This is a genomic window from Streptomyces sp. NPDC006365 (genome assembly GCF_042870755.1).
Lineage (GTDB): Bacteria > Actinomycetota > Actinomycetes > Streptomycetales > Streptomycetaceae > Streptomyces > Streptomyces xiangluensis.
The window spans coordinates 33476-53113 of record NZ_JBIAHS010000026.1 but is presented as its reverse complement, the minus strand read 5'-3'; the positions used below and the strand labels follow the sequence as shown (position 1 = coordinate 53113).

Sequence of the window (19638 nt, the reverse complement as noted above, 5' to 3'; positions counted from 1 at the left end):
TCACGTGCCGAAGTCGCCGCGTGCCCCGCGGTGCCGGACTCCGGGCTTGTCCCGGCTCCCCTGCGGTGCGGCCGCCCTCCCGGCCAGCCGCGGAAGTTCGGGCGCGGGCGTCGGCAGGAAAGGCACCGCGGAAGATGCGGCGGCCGCCCGACGGCGCCGAGCATGACGGCATGCGAGACAAGGGAGGCCAGATGATCAACGTGTTTCAGCCGAGCGTCGGCGCCGAGGAGCTCGCGGCGGTCGGCAAGGCCTTCGAGAGCAACTGGCTGGGCTACGGGCCCCAAACGCGCGAGTTCGAGCGCGACTTCGGCGAGCACCTCGGTGTCCCGCCGGAGACCTTGCTGTTCCTCAACTCGGCCACCTCGGCGCTGGGTCTGACGGCCCAGCTCCTCGAATTCGGGCCGGGCGACGAGGTCGTCGTCCCGTCGATGAGCTTCGTGGCCAACGCCAACACGATCGCCGCCACCGGCGCCCGCGTGGTGTTCTGCGACGTCGACCCACACACCCTGAACCCGTCCGCGGCGGACATCGCCGCCTGTCTCACGCCGCGCACCAAGGCCGTGACGATCCTGCACTACGGCGGCCACCCGGGCGACATCGTGGCGATCACCGAGCTGTGCCGGGAGCGCGGCATCCCGCTCGTCGAGGACGCCGCCTGCGCGGTGCACTCCCGGGTGGACGGCCGGGCCTGCGGCACCTTCGCCGATATCGGCATCTGGAGCTTCGACTCCCGCAAGATCATCACGACCGGCGACGGCGGCATGATCTATCTGCGCGACCCCGAACTGGCCCGCCGCGCCCACCGCCTCGCCTACCACGGCATGGAGGACCGCGGTGCGTTCGCGGCGATGGCCCACAACCCGCGCCGCTGGTGGGACCAGACCGTCCACGAGGTCGGCCAGCGGCTCATCGGCAACGACATGACCGCGGCCATCGGCCGGGTCCAGCTGCGCCGGCTGCCCGGCTTCGTGGAGCGCCGCCGGGAGATCTCGGCCGCCTACGACCGCATGCTGGCCGGCCTGCCCGGTGTGCGGCTGAGCCCGCCGCCGCCCGCGGGGCACGAGTCCACGCGCTACTTCTACTGGGTGCAGGTCGACCCGGCGCTGCGCGACGGCATCGCGGAGTACCTGCTGGAGAACGGCGTCTACACCACGTACCGCTATCCGCCGCTGCACCGGGTCCCGCTGTACGGCTCGGACGCGCAGCTGCCCGGCACCGACACCGCCGCCGCGAACACGCTGCTGCTCCCGCTGCACCAGGCGCTCACGGACGCCGAGGTCGGGCAGGTGGCGCGGCGGTTCCGCGAGGCGGTCGAGCGGCACGCGCCGGGCGCGGCGGCCTGAGAGCCGGTGTCCGCAGGGCAGGCGCTGCCGCGTCTGCCCGGGCGGGTCCTGCCCGTACGCGCCGGAGCCGTCACCGCCTCGGCACCGGGCGGCCGACCGCCCGTCACTCAACCACGGAGGCATCATGACCATCGGCGCCGACACGGTCGTCACCGAGTGCACCGCCTGCCGGATCTGCGGGAACCGCAGTCTGCTGCCGGTGCTCGACCTGGGGATGCAGGCGCTCACCGGCATCTTCCCCCGGCCCGGCGAGACCGTACGGGTCGCCCCGCTGGAGCTGATGCGCTGCGCCCCGGGCGGCTGCGGGCTGCTGCAGATGCGGCACACGCCCGACCTGACGCTGATGTACGGCGAGCACTACGGCTACCGCTCCAGCATCCGCCCCTTCATGGTCGGCCACCTGAAGGGCAAGGTCGCCGCCCTCACCGGCCTGGTCGACCTCGCCCCCGGCGACCTCGTGCTCGACATCGGCAGCAACGACGCGACGCTGCTCAAGGCGTACCCGTCGGACGTCACCCGGGTCGGCATCGACCCGACCGGCGAGAAGTGGCGGGCGTCCTACCCCGACGACATCGGCCTGATCCCCGACTTCTTCTCCAAGGACGCCTTCACCGAGCGGTACGGCGACCGGAAGGCGAAGGTCGTCACCGCGATCGCGATGTTCTACGACCTGCCCGACCCGCTGGGCTTCATGACCCAGGTCCGCGACATCCTGGCGGATGACGGCGTGTGGATGATCGAGATGAGCTACGCGCTGCCGCTGCTGGACATTCCGGCGTACGACGCGATCTGCCACGAGCACCTGGAGTACTACCAGCTGCGGCAGATCGAGTGGATGGCCGCCCGCGCCGGGCTCACCCTCACCACCGCCGAGATCACCGACGTGAACGGCGGCAGTCTCTGCGTCACGCTGGTGAAGGACCCGTCGAAGCACCGCATCGACCACGCCGGCATCGAGCGCGTCCGGCAGCGCGAGGCGGCGCTCGCGCTCGACACCGACGAGCCGTACGAGTCGTTCGCGCGTCGTGTCGCCCAGCATCGCGACGAGGTCCGCGCGTTCTTCGACCGGTCGCGTAAGGCCGGGCTCCACACCGTCGGCTACGGCGCGTCCACCAAGGGCAATGTGATCCTGCAGTACTGCGGCATCACCACCGACGACCTGCCGTGCATCGGCGAGGTCAGCGCGGAGAAGCACGGCGCGGTCACGCCCGGCTCCGGGATCCCGATCGTGTCCGAGGAGAACGCCAAGGCGCGCAGGCCGGACCAGCTGTTCGTGCTGCCCTGGGTGCACCGGCAGGGCTTCGTCGAGCGGGAGCGGGAGTTCGTCGCCGCCGGGGGCAGGCTGGTCTTCCCGCTGCCGTCGGTGGACGACCCGGCGCGGCCCCGGGGCGGCGTCAGGTGACGCAGGCCGGGTTCCTGTCCTCGGCGCTCGTCGAGGACGGGCGGGTCGACGCCGACGCGTTCCTCAAGGCGCGCTCCGCGTCCGCCGCGTACGACGTGACGGAGGTGCCGCTGGCGTCGCTGGGCGCATGGCACCTGGGCGAGCGGCTGGTGCACTCCTCTGAACGTTTCTTCACCGTCGAGGGTCTTGCGGTGCGCACCAACCACGGCCGGGCGCCCTCCTGGCGGCAGCCGATCATCGTGCAGCCCGAGATCGGGATCCTCGGGATCCTCGTCAAGCGGTTCGACGGTGTGCCGTACTTCCTGATGCAGGTCAAGATGGAGCCCGGCAACACCAGCCTGGTGCAGTACGCGGCGACGGTGCAGGCCACGCCGAGCAACTACCAGCGGGTGCACGGCGGACGCTCCACGCCGTACCTGGACTACTTCCTGCCGTCCTCCCGCCGCCGGGTGCTGGTCGACCGGCTGCTGTCCGAGCACGCCGCGTGGTACCTGCACAAACGCAACCGCAACATGATCGTGGAGGTCCCGCCGGACGAGGACGTGCCGCGGTACGACGACTTCGCCTGGCTCACCCTCGGACAGATCCGGCGTCAGCTGGCCCTGGGCCACGTCAACATGAACGCCCGTACGGTGCTGGCCTGCATCTCGTACGCCGCGGGCGGGGTACTGCCCGCCGACGACTTCCACGCGGCCGTCGTCACCTCGCACCGCAGGCACCGCTCCAACGCCGACCTGGCCGAGGCGATGACCTGGCTGATCGACCAGAAGGAGCGCTACACCCTCGAAGTGCGCCGCGTCGGCCTGTCCGAGCTGGACGAGTGGATCGCCGACGACGAGAGCATCCGGCACCGCGACGGCGACTTCTTCCGCATCGTCGGCCTCTCCGTGGCCGCGAGCAGCCGCGAGGTCGGCCGCTGGTGTCAGCCCATGCTGGAACCGGTGCCCGGCAACCTGGTGGCCTTCCTGTGCCGGCGCCGCGCCGGGGTCCTGGAGTTCCTCGTCCAGGCGATGGTGCAGCCGGGCCTGACCGACCGGCTCGAACTGGCCGCCACCATCCAGCTGTCGCCCGGCCTCCACCGCACCGGGGCCGCCGCGCCGCCGCTGCTCGAGTACCTCGCCACGGCCGGGCCGCAGGTGCGGCACAGCTCGGTGCAGTCCGAGGACGGCGGCCGCTTCCTGCGGGCCGACACCCGGCACGTCGTCGTCGAGCTGCCCGCGGACCGGGACATCGCCGTCCCGCCCACCCACCGGTGGATGACCCTCGGCCTGCTCGACCGCCTCGTCGCCGCCGGCTACTACGTCAACGTCGAGGCACGCAGCCTGATGGCGTGCCTCCTCTAGGAGAGCGTATGGACTTCCTGCTGGTGGGCCGGTCGCGGTTCGCGCAGCGGCGGGTGCTGCCCGCCGTTGCGGCGCTGCCCTTCGGATCGACCGCGGTGGCGAGCCGCCGCGACGGCACCGACTGGCGTGCCCTCGCGGCCCGCAGGCCCGGTCTCGTCCACGTGTCTTCGGCCAACGGCGACCATGCCGAGGCCGTGCTGTGGGCGCTGGAGCACGGGAACCACGTCGTGGTGGACAAGCCCGCGTTCCTGACCCTGCCCGAGGCGACCGCGGCCGTGGCGCTCGCCCGGGCGTCGTCCCTGGTCCTGGCCGAGGCGACCTGCTACGCGTACCACCCGATGTTCGCCCACGCCCGCGGCCTGACGTTCACCGGGGCCGTGGCCGTCTTCACCCCGCCGGTGCCGCCCGACGACTTCCGTCACGACCGCGCGCGGGGCGGCGGCGCCTTCGCCGACACCGGGCCGTACTTCGCCTCGCTGGGCCGTGTCCTGTGGGACGCCGAGCCCACCCGGGTCGAGGTGATCGTGGGCGACCGGTCCGCCGACGGCCTTGAGCTGTCGTACAGCGTCCTGGCCGGATATCCCGGCGGCCGGACCGTGGTCGGCCAGTTCGGCTTCACGTCCGGCTACCGCAACGCGCTGCACCTGCTCGGTCCGGGCACCGGCGCCGACTTCGAGCGCCCGTTCTCGGCGCCGCCCGACCTCTCCCCCACCGTGCGGGTGTCCCACGACGGCGCCTCCGTGTCCCACCGGGTCGCCCCGGCCGACAGCATGCTGCTCTTCCTGGAGCGGGTCCTCACGGCGATCCGTACCGGATCGAGGGAGTTCGACGCGCCGCTGCTGAGCGACGCCCGGACCCGGGACCTCCTCGCCCGCGCGGCCGGCGTCTGAACTCCCTTGGCCTGTACGAGAGTTCATTTGAACTCTCGTACAGGCCAAGGGAGTTCGTACGCAGCCTCCGCGTCGTCCCCGCACACGCGGACGCCACCCGCGCATCGCGGGTGGCGTCCGTGGGTCGAGGCAGGGTCAGACCTTGGCGGCCGGCTCCCGTGTCTCTCCGGGACCCTTGGTCCCACCGGCTTCGGCGTCCGTACCGGCGTCCGGGTCCGTACCGGCGTCCTTGCCCGCGTCCGCCTCGGCCGTGGCGTTCCCTTCGGGTGTGGCGTCACCCTCGGCCGCCTCGCCCGTCGGCGGGAACTGGCGGAGCACCGTGATGGCCACGACCACCAGGGCGGCGGCGATGACCGCGGAGACCACCCCGACGCTGCGCAGGGCCGTTGTGAAGGCGTCCCGTGCGGCGTCGAGCAGGGCTGCCCCGGCTGCGCCCGGGAGTTCGGCCGCCGAGGCGACGGCACCCGTGATGTTCTCCCGGGCCGCCTCGGCCGCCCCTTCCGGCACACCCGACGGCACGTCGAGGAGGCTCCGGTAGATGGTCGTACCGAGCGTGCCGATCAGCGCCACGCCCAGCGCGCCGCCGAGTTCGCCGCTCATCTCCGAGACCGACGACGCCGAACCCGCCCGCTCCGGCGGCACCGCGCCGACGAGGAGGCCGGTGGAGAGCGACGCGAAGCCACCGGCACCCAGCGACACCATCGCGACGGCGATGATCGGCAGGGCCAGCGAACTCGTCCGGTCCGCCTGCGTCATCAGCAGGAAACCGACCATCGAGATGCCGAGGCTGATGGCGATCACGATGCCGGGGCGGCGCTTCTGCGCCAGGATCGGCGAGCCCATCGAGCCGACCACCAGCGCCACCGCGGAGATCACCATCCACAGGCCGGTCTGCAGGGCGGACAGACCGCGGACGGACTGCAGGAACAGCGTGAAGAACAGCGCCAGGCCGGACATCATCACCGAGCCGAGCAGCATGATCATGAGGGCGCCGGTGAAGGCGCGGTGCTTGAACAGCTTCAGGTCCAGCAGCGGGTTGTCCTGGGTCTTCTGCCGCCGGATGAACAGGTACCCGACCACCAGGCCGGCCACCAGCACGAGCGCGGGCAGCGGGGCCCAGCCGTTGCGGGCCAGCTCCTTGAGGCCGTAGATGACCGGCAGGATCGCGCCGAGCGAGAGCACTGCGCTGATCAGGTCGATGCCGCCGCTCTCACCGCTGCGGTACTCCGGCAGCAGCGCCGGACCGGCCAGCACGATCAGCAGCATCACCGGCACGTTGATGAGGAAGACCGAGCCCCACCAGAAGTTGGTCAGCATGGCGCCGCCGACCGCCGGGCCGATCGCCGCGCCGCCCATGAAGCAGCCGATGAAGACCGCGATGGCCAGACCCATCTGCTTGGGGTCCGGGAACATGTTGCTGATGAGGGCCAGCGCCGACGGCATCACGGTGGCACCGGCGATACCCATCAGGGCCCGCGCCGCGATCAGCATCTCGGGGCTGGTCGAGTACGCCGCGAGGACCGACATGAGACCGAAGACGGCCGCGCCGATGAGCAGCAGCCTGCGGCGGCCGGTCCGGTCGCCGAGGCCGCCCATCGTGATCAGGAAGCCTCCGATGAGGAACCCGTACACGTCGATGATCCAGAGCTGTTCGACGCCGGTGGCGCCCAGATCCGCGCTCAGTTGCGGGAGCGCCAGGAAGAGCACGCTGGCATCCACGGACAGCAACAGCGCGGGAAGGGCCAGCACCGCCAGCCCCAACCACTCGCGCCTACCTGCCTTCACGGCCGGGGACGTGTCGTCAGTGGGTTGCATCAGGTATCCCTCCTAGTTCTTCCCGAGCATCCGATGGATCTGGGAACAGGTCTCCTTCAAGGAAGCCAAGTTGTCACGATCAGGAGCCGTTCAGTTCTTCCAGATTGCGCAATCCATCGGTCGGCCAGGGAAGGGCGTTGACGATCTCGACGGCCGGGACGTCCGACCCCGGCAGTCGTTCGGCGACGAAGCGGCGTACGTGCTCCGCCAGCTCGGCCGCCTGCGGGTAATTCACGTGGTGGGACGCCGACTTGAGCGGTTCGCCCGGCTCGTAGAGATCGGTCAGCGGCTCCTCCTCCGGCGCGCTCAGGAAGACCGCGTCCATCTCGCCGGGCTGCGCCGACCCGGTCACCACGACCCTGCGGCCGAGCTGTTCCGCGAGCAGATGCAGGTCTTCGGGGAGCAGGCCCGCTTCCTCCTGGGCGGGTGGCGGCTCCTCGCCGCGCCGGACCGCCGCCGCCGAGGCGAGCAGGCGGAGCAGCGCGCGGTTCGGGATGCCCGTCACCCGCAGGTCCTCCCCCGGCCTGCGCCCCAGCTCGGCGGTGAGTTCCGGCCAGCCCGCGAAGGGCAGCCGGGGTACGCCGGTGAGCGAGCGGACCGGTGCGGGGCCCTTGTGCAGCACCACGTCGAAGCGGAAGCTGGTCAGCTCGTTGACCTGCGAGCCGCGTTTCAGCTGGATGTCGACGCCGGCGACGTCGGGGAGTTCCCGGGCGGTCGCGACGAAGTACTCCGGTGCCAGCAGCAGCCACTCGTGGCCCGCGACGGCCTCGTCCACGCGGTCGCGGAGCTCGGCCGGCGCGGCCGACGGGTGCTGCGTGCGCTGGATCTCGGTGACGAACTCCGGGAGGAGGCTCAGGTGGCGGTTGTCACCGATGAACAGTCGGCCGCCCGGTGCCAGCACCCGCAGCGCCTGCTCGACGACGCGGCGCATGTACCCGTGGCCCGGGAAGTGCATCGTCACCGAGTTGATGATCACCGTGTCGAAGTAGCCCTCGGGGAACCGGTCAGTCTCGACGGCCTCGGCGGCGCGCAGGTGCACCCGGCTCGCCCAGGGCACGCCGGAACTCCTCAGCCGCGACCGCAGGTTCGCGATGGTGACCGGCGAGAAGTCGGTGGCCCGGTACTCGGCGCAGTCGGGGGCCAGATGCCAGAGCAGCAGTCCCGAGCCGACGCCGATCTCCAGGACCCGGGACGGGCGCAGGCCGCGGATCCGTTCGACCGTGGCGGCCCGCCACTCCTCCATCTGCTCGGCGGGGATCAGTTCGCCGGTGTAGCTGCTGGTCCAGCCGCTGAAGTCGGACATGGGGCCCCCGGTGGAAGCGGCACCGCCGTCGGGGCCGCCGTGGGAGGCACCTTGGGAGGCACTCTCGAAGAAACCGGTCCCGGAGTCGTCGGAGTCACCGGCGTACAGATCGTCGTAGAGCCGCCGCCATTGCGCGACGAACTCGGTCTGCGGTGCCGCGTCCGCCGGCATCACCTGGATGACGCCGTCGGACACGACCGCCCGCTCGACCTGCGGATGCGTGGTGGCGACGGCCTCGATCTCGGCGTCGCCCGCTACGGATTGGACAGTCAACTCCCGCTCCTTCTCCAGGTCGTGTCTTTCGGGTCAGGTCGGCTGGTATCTCCGGATGCGGTGTGAACGGGGCCGAGCGGGGTCTGGTGCGTGCAGCTGCAAGGCGGAGGAGGGCGACAACGCAAGGGGATACCTCCCTGCTCGAGCGAAGCCGAGAGCTTGGGGGAGTTGGCAACCGACGACAACGCGGCAGATCTGCGTGCCAGACCCCGCTCGACCCCGGCATGATCCGGAAGACACGGCCTAGGCGGTCGCGTGCGCGGCCAGGGCCTTCAGGTCGACCTTCGCGTTGCGTGTCAGCGGGAAGGCGTCGACGAAGGACCACAGTTCCGGTACGGCCCACGACGGCAGCGTCTCGCCGACCCAGTCGCGCAGCTCCGCCGGGGACGGGGCCGCTCCCTCGGCGATGACTCCGGCGATCAGCCGCTGGTCGGCGACCTTGCCCTCGCCGACGACGACGGCGTCCCGGACCCCCGGGTGCTCGCGCAGCCGCCGCGCGACCGCCTCCGGCTCGACCCGGAATCCGCGTACCTTCAGCTGCCGGTCGAGGCGGCCGACGAACATCAGGCGGCCGCGAGTGTCCCAGCGCACCAGGTCCCCGGTGCGGTAGAGCCGCTCGCCGGTCTCGGGGTCCCGCCCGCCGAACGCCTGGGCGGTCTCGTCGGGAAGGCCGAGGTAGCCGTCGGCGAGGGCGATGCCGCCGACGCAGAGTTCACCGACCGCGCCCGGCGGCACCAGGCGGCCGCCGTCGTCGAGGACGAAGACCCGCGTGCCGGGGACGGGCCTGCCGATCGGCAGCGGGTCGCTCACCTCGGCCGCCGCGTCGAAGTGGTGGATCGTGGTGAAGGTGGTGCACTCGGTCGGGCCGTAGGCGAGGCTGATCCGCAGTCCCTCGTACCGTTCGAGCAGTCGCCGCACCTGCTCCGGCGGGGTGACCTCGCCGCCGGTGAGGACCTGGCGCACGTCCGCGAACGCCTCGGGCCGGTGGTCGGCCATGAGCCGGAACAGGCCGGTGGTCATCCACGCCACGCTCACCCGGCGCTCGGCCAGGAACCGGCCCAGCTCGGTCACGGTGACCGGGCCGTCCGGGAAGATCTGCAGACTCGCGCCGGACAGCAGCGGCGCGAACAGCTCCAGGGTGGAGGCGTCAAAGGCCAGCGGCGCGGTGCGCGAGAACCGTTCGCCGGGCCCGGTCCGTACATAGCTGACGTCACGCACCAGGCGTACGACCGCACGGTGCGGCACGGGCACGCCCTTGGGGCGGCCGCTGGAACCGGACGTGAACGCGATGTACGCGGTGCGGCCCGGGTCGGCCGGTGCCGGCTCCGGTCCGGGCTCCAGCGGGGTGGCCGGGCTCCAGGGCGCGAGGGCCGGGCGGGCAGCCAGCCCGGCCACCTCGGGCGAGCCGATCACGGCGGCGGGCGAGACCTGCCGGAGGATCTTCTCCAGCCAGTCCCGCGGCGCGGCCTGGTCCACCGCCACGTACGTCGCACCCCGGTGCAGCACGGCGAGCACGGCGACGACCTCGGCGGTGCCGCGCGGCAGGGCCACGACGACGCGGTCGCCGGGGCGGACGTCGGTGAGGGCGGTGGCCTGGGTGCGGACGGCGGCGAGGAGTTCGTCGTACGTCAGGTCCTCGACGGCGACCTCGTCCGGGTACCGCTCGGCGGTCTCCTCGAAGAGCTGCCACAGCCCAGTCTCGCAGTCGGCGGCGGGCGCGTCGGCGAGCTTCCGGAGCCACTCCCGCTGCCCCGGCGCGACGGCGCGGACCGACGAGACAGGCGCGTCCACGTCCGCGACGAGCTCCTCCAGGGCCGCGACGAATCCGTCGATCAGCGCGTGCGCCTCGTCCGGGGTGAACACGCCGGGCTGGTACTCCAGTTGCAGCGCGGGCCGCTCGGCCCAGCTGGTCAGGAACAGGGTGGTCTCCATCATGGAGGAGCCGGTGTAGCCCTCGTGCAGCGGCAGGTCGAGGCCGCACTCCTGCAGCCGGTCGGGCATCAGCTCGTCGTGCGCCTCGAACACGCCCTGGATGACCGGCAGCCGGTCGGTGACGTGGTCCTGGCCCAGGGCCGAGATGACCTTGTCGAGCGGGAGTTCGGCCCGCTCGGTGGCGGCCGCCCAGCTGGCGGCGCAGGCCCGCAGCTGCTCGGCGACGGTGCGGTCCTCGTCCATCCGGAAGCGCACGGGCACGATACGGACGCACAGTCCGAGCACGTCGTGCAGCTGGGCGGTCTCGCGGCCGGACATCGCGACGCCGATGGCGAGGTCCTGCAGCCCGGCCCGCTGGCCCATGGCCAGGGCCCAGGCGCTGAACACGATGACGGTGTGGGTCACGCCGAGTTGCCGTGCGGTGGCCATGACCCGGTCCCGCAGCCCGGCGCTGAGGCCGAACGGCAGGTGCACGCCGTTGACGTCCGGGGGCTCGGGCCGCGCCCGGTCGACGGGCAGCGGGACGGTCTCGGGCAGTCCGGCGAGGTCCTCGGCCGCGAGCCGGGTCAGCTCGGCGAGCCGGCCGTTCCCGGCGATCTCCCGGTCCCGGGCCAGGATCAGCTCGGGCGAGAGGCCCGGCTCGGCGACACCTGTGGTGTACGCGCGGGCGAAGGCGTGCCAGAACCGGCTCAGCGCCCACCCGTCGAGGAGGGCGTGGTGCAGCAGGATGCTCAGCAGGTCCGGGCCGTCCTCGACGCGGGTGTGCACGAACACGACGGGCGGCTCGCTGAACGGCTGCAGCAGCCCCGGCGCCGCGGACAGCTGGTGGTGCACGATGTTCACCGCGTTGCCGCCGGGCGGCGGGGCGAGCCGCTGCTCGATCAGCCGCGGCTCCCAGTGCGGCAGCACACGGCGTGCGAAGCCGTTGTCGGTACGGGTGAAGGCGGTGCGGAGCGCCTCGTGGCTGCGGGTCAGCGCGGCCAGCGTCGTGCGCAGCCGCTCCGGGTCGAAGGGGGTGGCGCTCTCGGCCGTGAACAGCACGCGCACCGGACGGCCGTCGATCTGCTCCTCGGCCATCAGCATGCCGTCCTGGCTGGTCAGCAGCGGCCGGTCCACCTCGGTGGTCGCGGCGGGCGCCGGTACGGGCCGGAACTCACCGGCCTGTGCCATGGCCTCCGCGAGCGGCACCGAGCCGCGCATCGCGCGGACCGGCGGGGAGATGCCGAGCCGCCGCTCCACCCGGGCCACGAAGTCGGCCGCGCGCAGCGAGGTGCCGCCCATGTCGATGAAGGACGCCGTCCCGGCGCGCTCCTCGACCGTGCTGACCGGACACCCCAGCACCTCCGCCGCCAGCGCGATCCACTCCTTGCGCATCGCGTCGTCCGGGGCGGACGCCACGCGGTCGAGATCACTGGTTGTCATGGTGTCTCCTCGGGGTTCTGCCACGGTTCCTGCCGTGGCACCACTCGATTCATGCTCGTCACTCCCGCGGACCGGCGGCATCTTCCCCGTTGCCCGACCGGGCGGCGCACGATCCGTGTACGCCGCCCCGGATGCTCAGGGCCGGTGCTGCGCCGTCAGCCGTTCGATGGCCAGGACGGTCTCGTTCGGTGTGGGCAGCTCGTTCAGCCGCGCGCGCAGGCGGGCCGCGTTGTGGCCGAACTCCGGGTCCTTCAGCACCCGGAGCAGCTGGTCGCGCAGCGCGTCCGGGGTCAGCCGGTCCGGGTCGCTCACGTAGAGGCCGGCGCCCTCCTGCTCCAGGATGTCGAGGTGGGCCAGCGGGCCCCAGAACTTGTCGTTGCCGAACTTGCCGGGCACCACGAGCTGCGGCACCCCGTGCTGCAGCGCCGTGATGAACGTGCCGTAGCCGCCGTGGTGGACCACCGCCGAGCAGGTCGGCAGCAGCGCCGCCAGCGGCACGAACTCGACGGCGCGCACGTTGTCGGGCAGCGTCGGCAGCGCCGCGATCTGCTCCCGGCCGAGCGTGATGACCACCTCGGCGTCCAGGTCGGCGACCGCCCCGAGCAGCTCACCGGTCGGCGCACCGGCGTCGAGTTCGCGGAAGCTGAGGCCCAGGGTGAGGCAGACGCGTCGGCGTTCGGGCGCGTCGAGCACCCAGTCCGGCACCGCCGACGGCCCGTTGAACGGGGTGGGCCGTGTCCAGAGGTAGTGCGTGCCGGGCGGCTGCCAGGTCCACGGCGGGGTGGCGTTGATCGACCAGTGTCCCGTCAGGGTGTGCTCGTCGTAGGCCAGCCCGTACCGGTCGAGGAGGGGCCGTACGACCTCCCCCAGCGGGTCCCGGTCCGGTGTGGCGGCCCGCAGCTGGGCCAGCGAGTCCGGGCCGAACACGAAGCGGGCGTGCGCGGCGCCGGCCGCCTGCGCGGCGGCCGGGCCGGCGTAGGCCATGGTCATCGCGTCCCAGATCACCAGGTCGGGCCGCCACCGGCGGGCGTAGCGGACCGCACCGTCGATCACCGAGGGCGAGTTGAAGAACGGGAAGTGCTGCGTGGCCAGTCCGTCGAGTTCGCCGTACGGGTCATCGGCGGCGTACTCGCTCTGCGTCGCCCTGCGGCGCGGCCCGGCCGGGGCGGGGGCCGTCGGGGCCGGTGGCTCCGCCGCCTCCATCACGGCCGCCATCGTGGCGCTCACGTCGAGGTCGTCGCCGATCGCGACCGCGGGCAGGCCGGTGCGCGCGATGTCGTCGGCGCTGAAGTTGGCGGCGTCGGGCTGGCTGGCGACGTGCACCTCGTGCCCGGCGGTCCGCAGGGCCCAGGCCAGCGGCACCATCGCGTACAGGTGGGTCTTGCTCGGGCACGTCAGGATGAGGATGCGCATGGAATCTCCTGCGGCGGGGTCGGGGCGGGGGTGCGGCGGGCGGTCAGTGCTGGGCGACGCGGGCGGTCAACCGGACCGGCAGCGACCGGTGGCCGTTCATGACGAAGGTGCCCAGCGGCGCGAGGTCCTCCGGTGCCGTGCCGAGGTGCAGGCCGGGGAAGCGCGCGAACAGCGCCTGCACGGCGATCCGGACCTCCATGCGGGCCAGGGCCTGGCCGACGCACCGGTGCGCGCCGTGGCCGAAGGCCAGGTGCCGTTTGTCCGCCCGCTCCGCGTCGAACTCCCGCGCGTCGGCGCCGTGCAGGTCGGGATCGCGGCCCGGGGCCGCGAAGCTGACCAGCACGGGGCAGCCCTGCGGGATCTTCTCGCCCTCGACGGTCACGTCCTCCACCGGGAACCGGAAGGGCATCATGGCCACCGGTGCTTCGGTGCGCAGCGTCTCCTCCACCACGTCGCCCCAGGAGACCCGCCCCGCGCGCACGGCGTCGAGCAGGCCGGGGCAGGTCAGCAGGGCGGCGACGGTGTTGGTGATGAGGTTCTTGGCCGGTTCCGTGCCGGTGTTCAGCATCAGCAGCACCAGGGAGACCAGCTCCTCGTCCGCCGCGGGCCCCTCGTCCGCCTGCGCCGCGATCAGGTCGCTGATGAGGTCCTCGCCGGGATCCAGGCGCTTGGCCGCCACGAGCTCCTCGGCGTCCTGCCGGTCGCGCAGGAACGCGGCCCGCATCTCCTGCGGGCTCGCCGGGGTGTATCCCGCGCGGGCCAGGATGCCGTCCTGGTCCTCCGGGCGTGCGCCGAGGAGCTGTCCGATCACCTGCGCCGCCACCGGACGCGCGAAGTCGGCCCGCAGGTCGACCGCCGCGTCCGGGTCCTGTTCCGTACGGGCCTGAAGGGCGTCCAGTGCGCGCGCCACGACGTCCTCGATGCGGGGCTGCAGGGCCGCCACGCGCTGCGGGCTGAACGCGCCCGCGACGAGGCGGCGTTGCCGGGCGTGCGGCTCGCCGTGCGCGGTGGACATGTTCTCCATCCGGGCCCAGGGCAGCAGCGGGAAGTCCGCGCCGATGTCGCCCTCGGCGTAGGCGGGCCAGTGCAGGCGGGCGTCCTTGGAGAACCGCTGGTCCGCCAGGACCTGCCGGGCGGCCCGGTAGCCGGTCACCGCGTAGGCGGCCACCCCGCCGGGCAGCTCGACCGGGGCGACCGGTCCGCGCTCCCGGATCCGGGCCGCCTCGCCGTGGATGTCGCTGCCGAGGTGGTCGATGGCGATGGGCGGGTCTGTGTCCACGCTTACTCCCAAAGGTCGGTGCACATGTGCTCCCGGAGGCCGGTGCACAGGGGGTGACGTGCGGCGGCCGCCGCAGCTGTGGCCGGTGAGCCGGTGAGCCGGTGTCGGCATCCCCGCCCGCGCCCCGGCACCCGGCACGCGCGCGCGGCGTGCGGGGCCGCCCGTCCTGCGGCACCGCACGCCGATCGCACGTACCGGCTGCTCCGGACAGAAGCGCTACTGCAGCGGGTTCGCGCCCCGTGGCCTGCTGGCGAGCTCCTGCTGGGTCCGCTCCAGGAGCAGGTGCGGGTCCTGCGTCTCGACCTGGCCGAGGCCGGGCGGGCAGCGGTCCCAGCCGAGCAGCCGCTGCACCTCCTCCGGCAGCGTCGCCACGGTCTCCCGGGAGACGGCGAGGTACTGGTTCTCCTCCTGCCGCAGGTTGCCCAGGTCGAGGGCGACGGACAGGCTGTACCGCGGCGCGTCCGTGGTGTTGGCCCCGCCGCCGTGGTAGACGCCGCCCTGCCAGAGCAGCGCGGAGCCGGCGGGCATCACGGCCGGTACCGTCTCGGCGTACGTGGGGGCCCGCTCGTCGTCCCAGTGGTGGCTGCCGGGGATGACCAGAGTCGCGCCGTTGGCGCTGGTGAAGGCGGTCATGGCCAGCATCAGCTGCAGCCGGCACGGCGGTCCCGGGTGCCGCCACAGATGCATCGCGTCGTCGCGGTGCAGCGGCTGCCGGCCCTGGCCCGGGTCGATGCGGATCGCCTGGGTGAAGCTGACCTGGATGCTCGGCTTCACCTCCATCCGGACCTTGCCGATCCAGATGTGCTGCGGCTGCTGCAGCAACTGCCGGGCCGCACCCAGGAAGTGACGCTGCGTCACAACCGGTGACATGTGCGTCGACCGCTGGAACAGGCTGGACAGCCGCTTGGTCTTCTGGCCGTCGTAACCGCTCTCGCTGTAGCCGGACTCCTCCAGGCCGGGTCCCAGGTCGTCCCGGAGCCCGGCCAGCGTCGCCGCGTCGGTGAATCCCTCGACGACCACCGCTCCGTCGCGCTCCAGGACCGCCACCACGTCGTCGAGGTCCGCATCCGGCCGTACGTGGGTCAGTTCGTGTTTCGTTTTCACCTCCGCGGCCCCCGCACTCAGTCGGCCGAGCCGCCGGACAGGGCGAGCACGAGGTGGGTGAGGGTCTCCAGGTCCGGGTCCTCGAAGAGGTCGCCGATGTCGAGGGTGAGGCCGAGCTGTTCCTCGACGGCCGCGGCGACCTGCACGGCGGCGATGGACTGTCCGTTGAGCTCGAAGAACGTGGCGCCGGGCCGGTCGGAGCCCGGGCCCAGGGCGTCCGTCCAGATCGCCGCGACGCGCTGGGAGATTTCTTCCGTGCTGAGAGCCGACTGCTGCTGGGTGCTCATGTCTCCTCCAGGCGGGTTCAGAGGGGTGCAGAGGAATACGGATCAGAGGTACTGGGTGTTGGCCGGCAGGCCGCAGGCGAGGCGCCCGTACAGCTCGAAGTTGGTGTCGGGGTGCATGATCGCGTGCAGGTTGAGCGCCTTGATGTCGCGCTCGATGCGCTGGATCGGCGCGCTGGAGTACAGCGAGGAGCCGCCGCTGGCACTGGCCAGCACGTCCACGGCCTCCTTGACGCGCAGGCAGACGGCGCCCAGGTCGAGCCGGGCACGGGCGCGCTCTTCGAGGCTCCACTGCTCGCCGGACGACGCCTTTGTGTCGATCAGGTCGGCGGTGCGCAGCAGGTGGAACTCGGCCTCCGCGATCGCGATCTCCGCCTGCGCCAGCTGCAGATGGGTCAGCGGCGCGGCGCTCTGCTCCGTGTAGTCGGTGTAGGTGATCTTGGCTCCGGGCAGCCGCTCCATGAACGCGTCCCGGGCGGCGACCGCGAGGCCGTACGCGGCCGCGCCGACGGTGGCGCAGGCGATCGGCATGAACGGGGCCCGCCACATGGTCGCGTCGGGGTTCTGCTGCCCCGGGTGCGCACCGCCGATCACCGGGCCGATCGGCAGCACCCGCTCGGCCGGTACGAAGACGTTCTCGGCGACAGTCGTGACGCTGCCGGAGGCGCACATGCCGGAGGTGTGCCAGTCGTCGATCACCTTCAGGTCGCTCATCGGCATCAGCACCATGACGGGCTCGTGCTGCCCGTCCGGGGTGGGCCGGACGGCGGCGTTCACGTTCCACGTGCTCTGCTGGGCACCGGTGTTGAACGACCACTTGCCGTTGACCAGGTAGCCGCCGTCCGCCGGGGCGGCCATGGCGCCGGGGCTGAGGATGCCGCTGATCCGTACGTCTGGGTCGGCGAACACCTCGTCGCGGACGGACTCGGGGAAGAGGCCGACCATCCAGCTGCTGATCATCCACACCGAAGCGGTCCAGGCGGCGGAGCCGTCGCCGCGCGCCAGCTCGGCGAGGACCTCGGAGACGGTGCGCATGTCGGACTCGTAGCCGCCATGACTGCGCGGCACCCGCATGCGCAGCAGACCGGATCCGCCCAGCGCTTCGAGCGTCTCGGCGTTGAGCTGCCTGCGCTGCTCCGACGCCTGGGAGTTGGACCGCAGTACAGGGCCGAGCTCGGCTGCGCGCCGCAGCAGTTCGGTCCGCGACAGCATGGTGACGGTTTCCATCGGCTCTCCTTGAGTCGGGGCGCGCCCTGAGGACGGAGTCAGGGCGACGTCGTGAGGACGATGGCAGCCGGGATCACCGCGCCGCATCTTCCGAGCTGCTGTTTCCCGTGCGTACCGGCGCCGGGGCGCGGACGGGAGGTGCGGGCCTGCGCCTGGAGCACGCGTGGAGATGCGGCCGGTACGCGGGCTCCGGAGCACGCATGGAGATGCGCCCGGCGAGGGCGGCGCGGAGCATGAACTGCCCAGGAAGCCGGTACCGACCTGAGATGGGCAGACTGATGCACCAAGCAGCCGAGAAGCTCACGATCAACGTCTGGCTCAATCGCTGGCCGATGTGGCAGCAGCTCGTCGACCCGATCCGGAGGCAGGCGGAGGAGTTCAACCGCAGGCACCCGCGGTACCGGGTCGTCGTCGACGCCGTCAACGTGGGGCGGTTTCCCCGGGAGGTGGCGCGGGCCGCCCGTACGGGGAACGCGCCGCACCTCGCCTCGTACCAGTACACCTACGTCCAGGAGGCCCAGGACGTACGCGACCGGGACGGGCAGCCGCTGTTCACCTCGGTGACCGAGGCGGTGGGCGGGCGGACGGAGATCCTCGGCGAGCCCGTGGTCCTCGACAACGTCGTGTCCAACATGCGGGCGTACTTCACGCTCGACGGCGACCTGAGCTCGATGCCGCGCAACACCTCCACCGTGCTGCTGTTCTCCAACATCGACGCGCTGAACGCCGCCGGGATCGCCGAACCGCCGCGCACCTGGGCGGAGGTGGAGGCGGCGTGTGCCGCCCTGGCCGGACGGGACGGCGCCCGCCGCGCCGGCATCACCTGGCCCAACTTCGGCTGGCTCTTCCAGCAGTCCGTGGCGCAGCAGGGCGGCCTGTTCTCCGACCACGACAACGGCAGGTCGGGCCGGAGCGGGAAGGTCGACTACCTGTCGCCCGAGATGCTGGCCTACGCGACCTGGTGGCGGGACCTGTACCGGGCGGGCCACTACCTCTACACCGGCAAGTCGTCGGACTGGTGGGGCTGCATGCAGGCGTTCGCCGACGGCGACGCGGCGATGCTGGTCAGCACCTCCGTCGAGGCCGGGCCCATCGTGCGGGCGGCCCGCAAGGCCGGCTTCCGCGTGCAGGCCGGCGCGATGCCGTACAACGAACGGGCCGGGTACGCGGGGAACCTCATCGCCGGTGAGTCGCTCTGGCTGCGCTCCGGGCTGGACGAGGCGACCCGCGACGGCGCGCTGGCCTTCCTGCAGTTCATGAACAACCCGCGGAACGCGACCGCCGTCTACGACCACGAGCGGACGTTCGTCCCCACCACCGAGTCCTCGATCGACCTGCTCACCGAGGAGGGCTGGTTCGACCGGAATCCGCACTGCCGGGCCGCGATCGACCAGCTCCGGACGAGCCCCGACTCCCCTGCCACGCGCGGGGCGGTGCTGGGCAACTTCCTGCCCGTCCAGGGCGCGGGCACGCAGGCCATGCACGATGTTCTGGTCGGCGGTGAGGATCTGACCGCGCGGTTCAGCCGGGCGAACGACCAGGCCCGGCAGCTGCTCGACGAGTACGCGCGGCAGGTGGAGTCGGACTCCGGCGCCGACGGCCACGCGCCGCAGCGGCTGCCGCAGATGGAGGGCGAGCGGATCCGGCTCGGCGCCTGAACGCCTCCGCCGGCCTCCGCGTACGGCCCTCCGCGTACGGCCCTCCGCGTCAGCCCCTGCGGCCAGCCCTCCGTGTACAGCCCTCTGCGTCAGCCCCCTGCCACCGACACCGTCTGCGCAATCCGCAAGATGCCGGAACACACCCGGAGTGTGACGGTGTGAACCACCTGGTCACCCCCGCGGCCGCGGCGTACCGGAAGCGCGGCCGGCGGCGACCGGCGACGGCCGCGGCCCCTTCCCACCCCGCGATGTCCCGGCCCGCGATGACTCACCCTGCGATTTCCCACCTGCTTCCCACCCTGCGATGGAGAAGACATGAGTACCCAGAGCACCCTCTCGGATGTTGCGGTCACCGACGCGGACAAGGCCGCGGTCGCTGCGGTGCCCCAGCGCATCGTCGAGGCCTGGGCGTCCTACGACGCCGACGCGTTCGCCGAGGTGTTCACCGCCGACGGGACCCTGATCCTTCCCGGCTTCTTCGAGAAGGGCCGTGACGCCATCCGCGCCTTCGCCGCGGCGGCCTTCGCCGGCCCGTACAAGGGCACGCGCGTCACCGGCACCCCCGTCGACATCCGCTTCCTCAGCGCGGAGGCCGGGATCCTGGTCACGCGCGGCGGCATTCTGACGCCGGGTCAGGACGAGCCGTCCCCCGAGCGGGCCGTGCACGCCTCCTGGCTGGTCGTGAAGCAGGACGGCCGGTGGCAGCTCGCCGCCTACCAGAACAGTCCGCGTCACACCGGCTGAGCAGCGTCCCGTACCGCCCGTAAAAGCCTGTGCCCGAACCCCCGTCGCCCGCCCGGAGTGCGGGTGGCGGGGGGGGGTGACGGGGGTGCTGCCACAGGCTCCGCGCACCGGAAACGGGCGGCAACCACGAAGATGCGGCGGTCTTCCGGCGCTGCCGACACTCGAGCGCGGCCACCGCGCCGGCGTCGGCACGACGCCCGGTGCCC

14 protein-coding genes are annotated in these 19638 nt (G+C 72.4%); 6 read left to right on the top strand and 8 right to left on the bottom strand.

The annotated features are described in order from the left end of the window. The first annotated feature begins 191 nt into the window (after window positions 1-191). The 4 genes from ACFYO0_RS41810 (at window position 192) to ACFYO0_RS41795 (ending at window position 4978) form a co-directional block, all read left to right on the top strand. Entirely contained in the window at window positions 192-1343 is a 1152-nt protein-coding gene (locus ACFYO0_RS41810; RefSeq protein WP_388686846.1) for a DegT/DnrJ/EryC1/StrS family aminotransferase, read from the top strand. A 124-nt stretch (window positions 1344-1467) separates the two neighbouring features. Next, window positions 1468-2745 (top strand): class I SAM-dependent methyltransferase, encoded by a 1278-nt coding sequence (locus ACFYO0_RS41805; protein ID WP_388686844.1) that lies wholly within the window; start codon window positions 1468-1470, stop codon window positions 2743-2745. Next, complete coding sequence (locus tag ACFYO0_RS41800) at window positions 2742-4088, top strand: NDP-hexose 2,3-dehydratase family protein (protein ID WP_388686842.1); 1347 nt, start codon at window positions 2742-2744, stop codon at window positions 4086-4088. Before ACFYO0_RS41805 ends, ACFYO0_RS41800 begins: the two co-directional genes overlap by 4 nt. An 8-nt stretch (window positions 4089-4096) precedes the next feature. Continuing rightward, complete coding sequence (locus ACFYO0_RS41795) at window positions 4097-4978, top strand: Gfo/Idh/MocA family protein (RefSeq protein WP_388686840.1); 882 nt, start codon at window positions 4097-4099, stop codon at window positions 4976-4978. A 135-nt stretch (window positions 4979-5113) separates the two neighbouring features. Here the strand turns inward: ACFYO0_RS41795 and ACFYO0_RS41790 are convergent, their stop codons facing one another. The 8 genes from ACFYO0_RS41790 to ACFYO0_RS41755 form a co-directional block, all read right to left on the bottom strand. Beyond that, window positions 5114-6793 (bottom strand): MFS transporter, encoded by a 1680-nt coding sequence (locus ACFYO0_RS41790; RefSeq protein ID WP_388686838.1) that lies wholly within the window; start codon window positions 6791-6793, stop codon window positions 5114-5116. Window positions 6794-6872: 79 nt separating this feature from the next. Further along, window positions 6873-8369 (bottom strand): class I SAM-dependent methyltransferase, encoded by a 1497-nt coding sequence (locus ACFYO0_RS41785; RefSeq protein ID WP_388686836.1) that lies wholly within the window; start codon window positions 8367-8369, stop codon window positions 6873-6875. A gap of 243 nt (window positions 8370-8612) precedes the next feature. After that, entirely contained in the window at window positions 8613-11723 is a 3111-nt protein-coding gene (locus tag ACFYO0_RS41780) for an amino acid adenylation domain-containing protein (protein ID WP_388686835.1), read from the bottom strand. Window positions 11724-11858: 135 nt separating this feature from the next. Further along, a complete protein-coding gene (locus ACFYO0_RS41775; RefSeq protein WP_388686833.1) occupies window positions 11859-13136 on the bottom strand; it encodes a nucleotide disphospho-sugar-binding domain-containing protein in 1278 nt (425 codons plus the stop codon). A gap of 43 nt (window positions 13137-13179) precedes the next feature. Next, entirely contained in the window at window positions 13180-14415 is a 1236-nt protein-coding gene (locus ACFYO0_RS41770) for a cytochrome P450 (RefSeq protein ID WP_388686831.1), read from the bottom strand. 216 nt (window positions 14416-14631) lie between these two features. Continuing rightward, the gene (locus ACFYO0_RS41765) at window positions 14632-15519 is read right to left on the bottom strand and encodes a phytanoyl-CoA dioxygenase family protein (protein WP_388686829.1); all 888 of its coding nucleotides are present in this window, start codon (window positions 15517-15519) and stop codon (window positions 14632-14634) included. A gap of 17 nt (window positions 15520-15536) precedes the next feature. Further along, entirely contained in the window at window positions 15537-15806 is a 270-nt protein-coding gene (locus ACFYO0_RS41760; protein WP_388686827.1) for a phosphopantetheine-binding protein, read from the bottom strand. Window positions 15807-15848: 42 nt separating this feature from the next. Further along, complete coding sequence (locus ACFYO0_RS41755; RefSeq protein ID WP_388686825.1) at window positions 15849-17030, bottom strand: acyl-CoA dehydrogenase family protein; 1182 nt, start codon at window positions 17028-17030, stop codon at window positions 15849-15851. Between the two features lie 266 nt (window positions 17031-17296). Here ACFYO0_RS41755 and ACFYO0_RS41750 point away from each other — a divergent pair, with 266 nt between their 5' ends. Both ACFYO0_RS41750 and ACFYO0_RS41745 read left to right on the top strand, forming a co-directional pair. Further along, the gene (locus ACFYO0_RS41750) at window positions 17297-18688 is read left to right on the top strand and encodes an extracellular solute-binding protein (RefSeq protein ID WP_388686823.1); all 1392 of its coding nucleotides are present in this window, start codon (window positions 17297-17299) and stop codon (window positions 18686-18688) included. Between the two features lie 315 nt (window positions 18689-19003). Further along, window positions 19004-19432, top strand: coding sequence for an SgcJ/EcaC family oxidoreductase (locus ACFYO0_RS41745; protein ID WP_388686821.1), 429 nt, complete (start codon window positions 19004-19006; stop codon window positions 19430-19432). The last annotated feature ends 206 nt before the right edge of the window (window positions 19433-19638 follow it).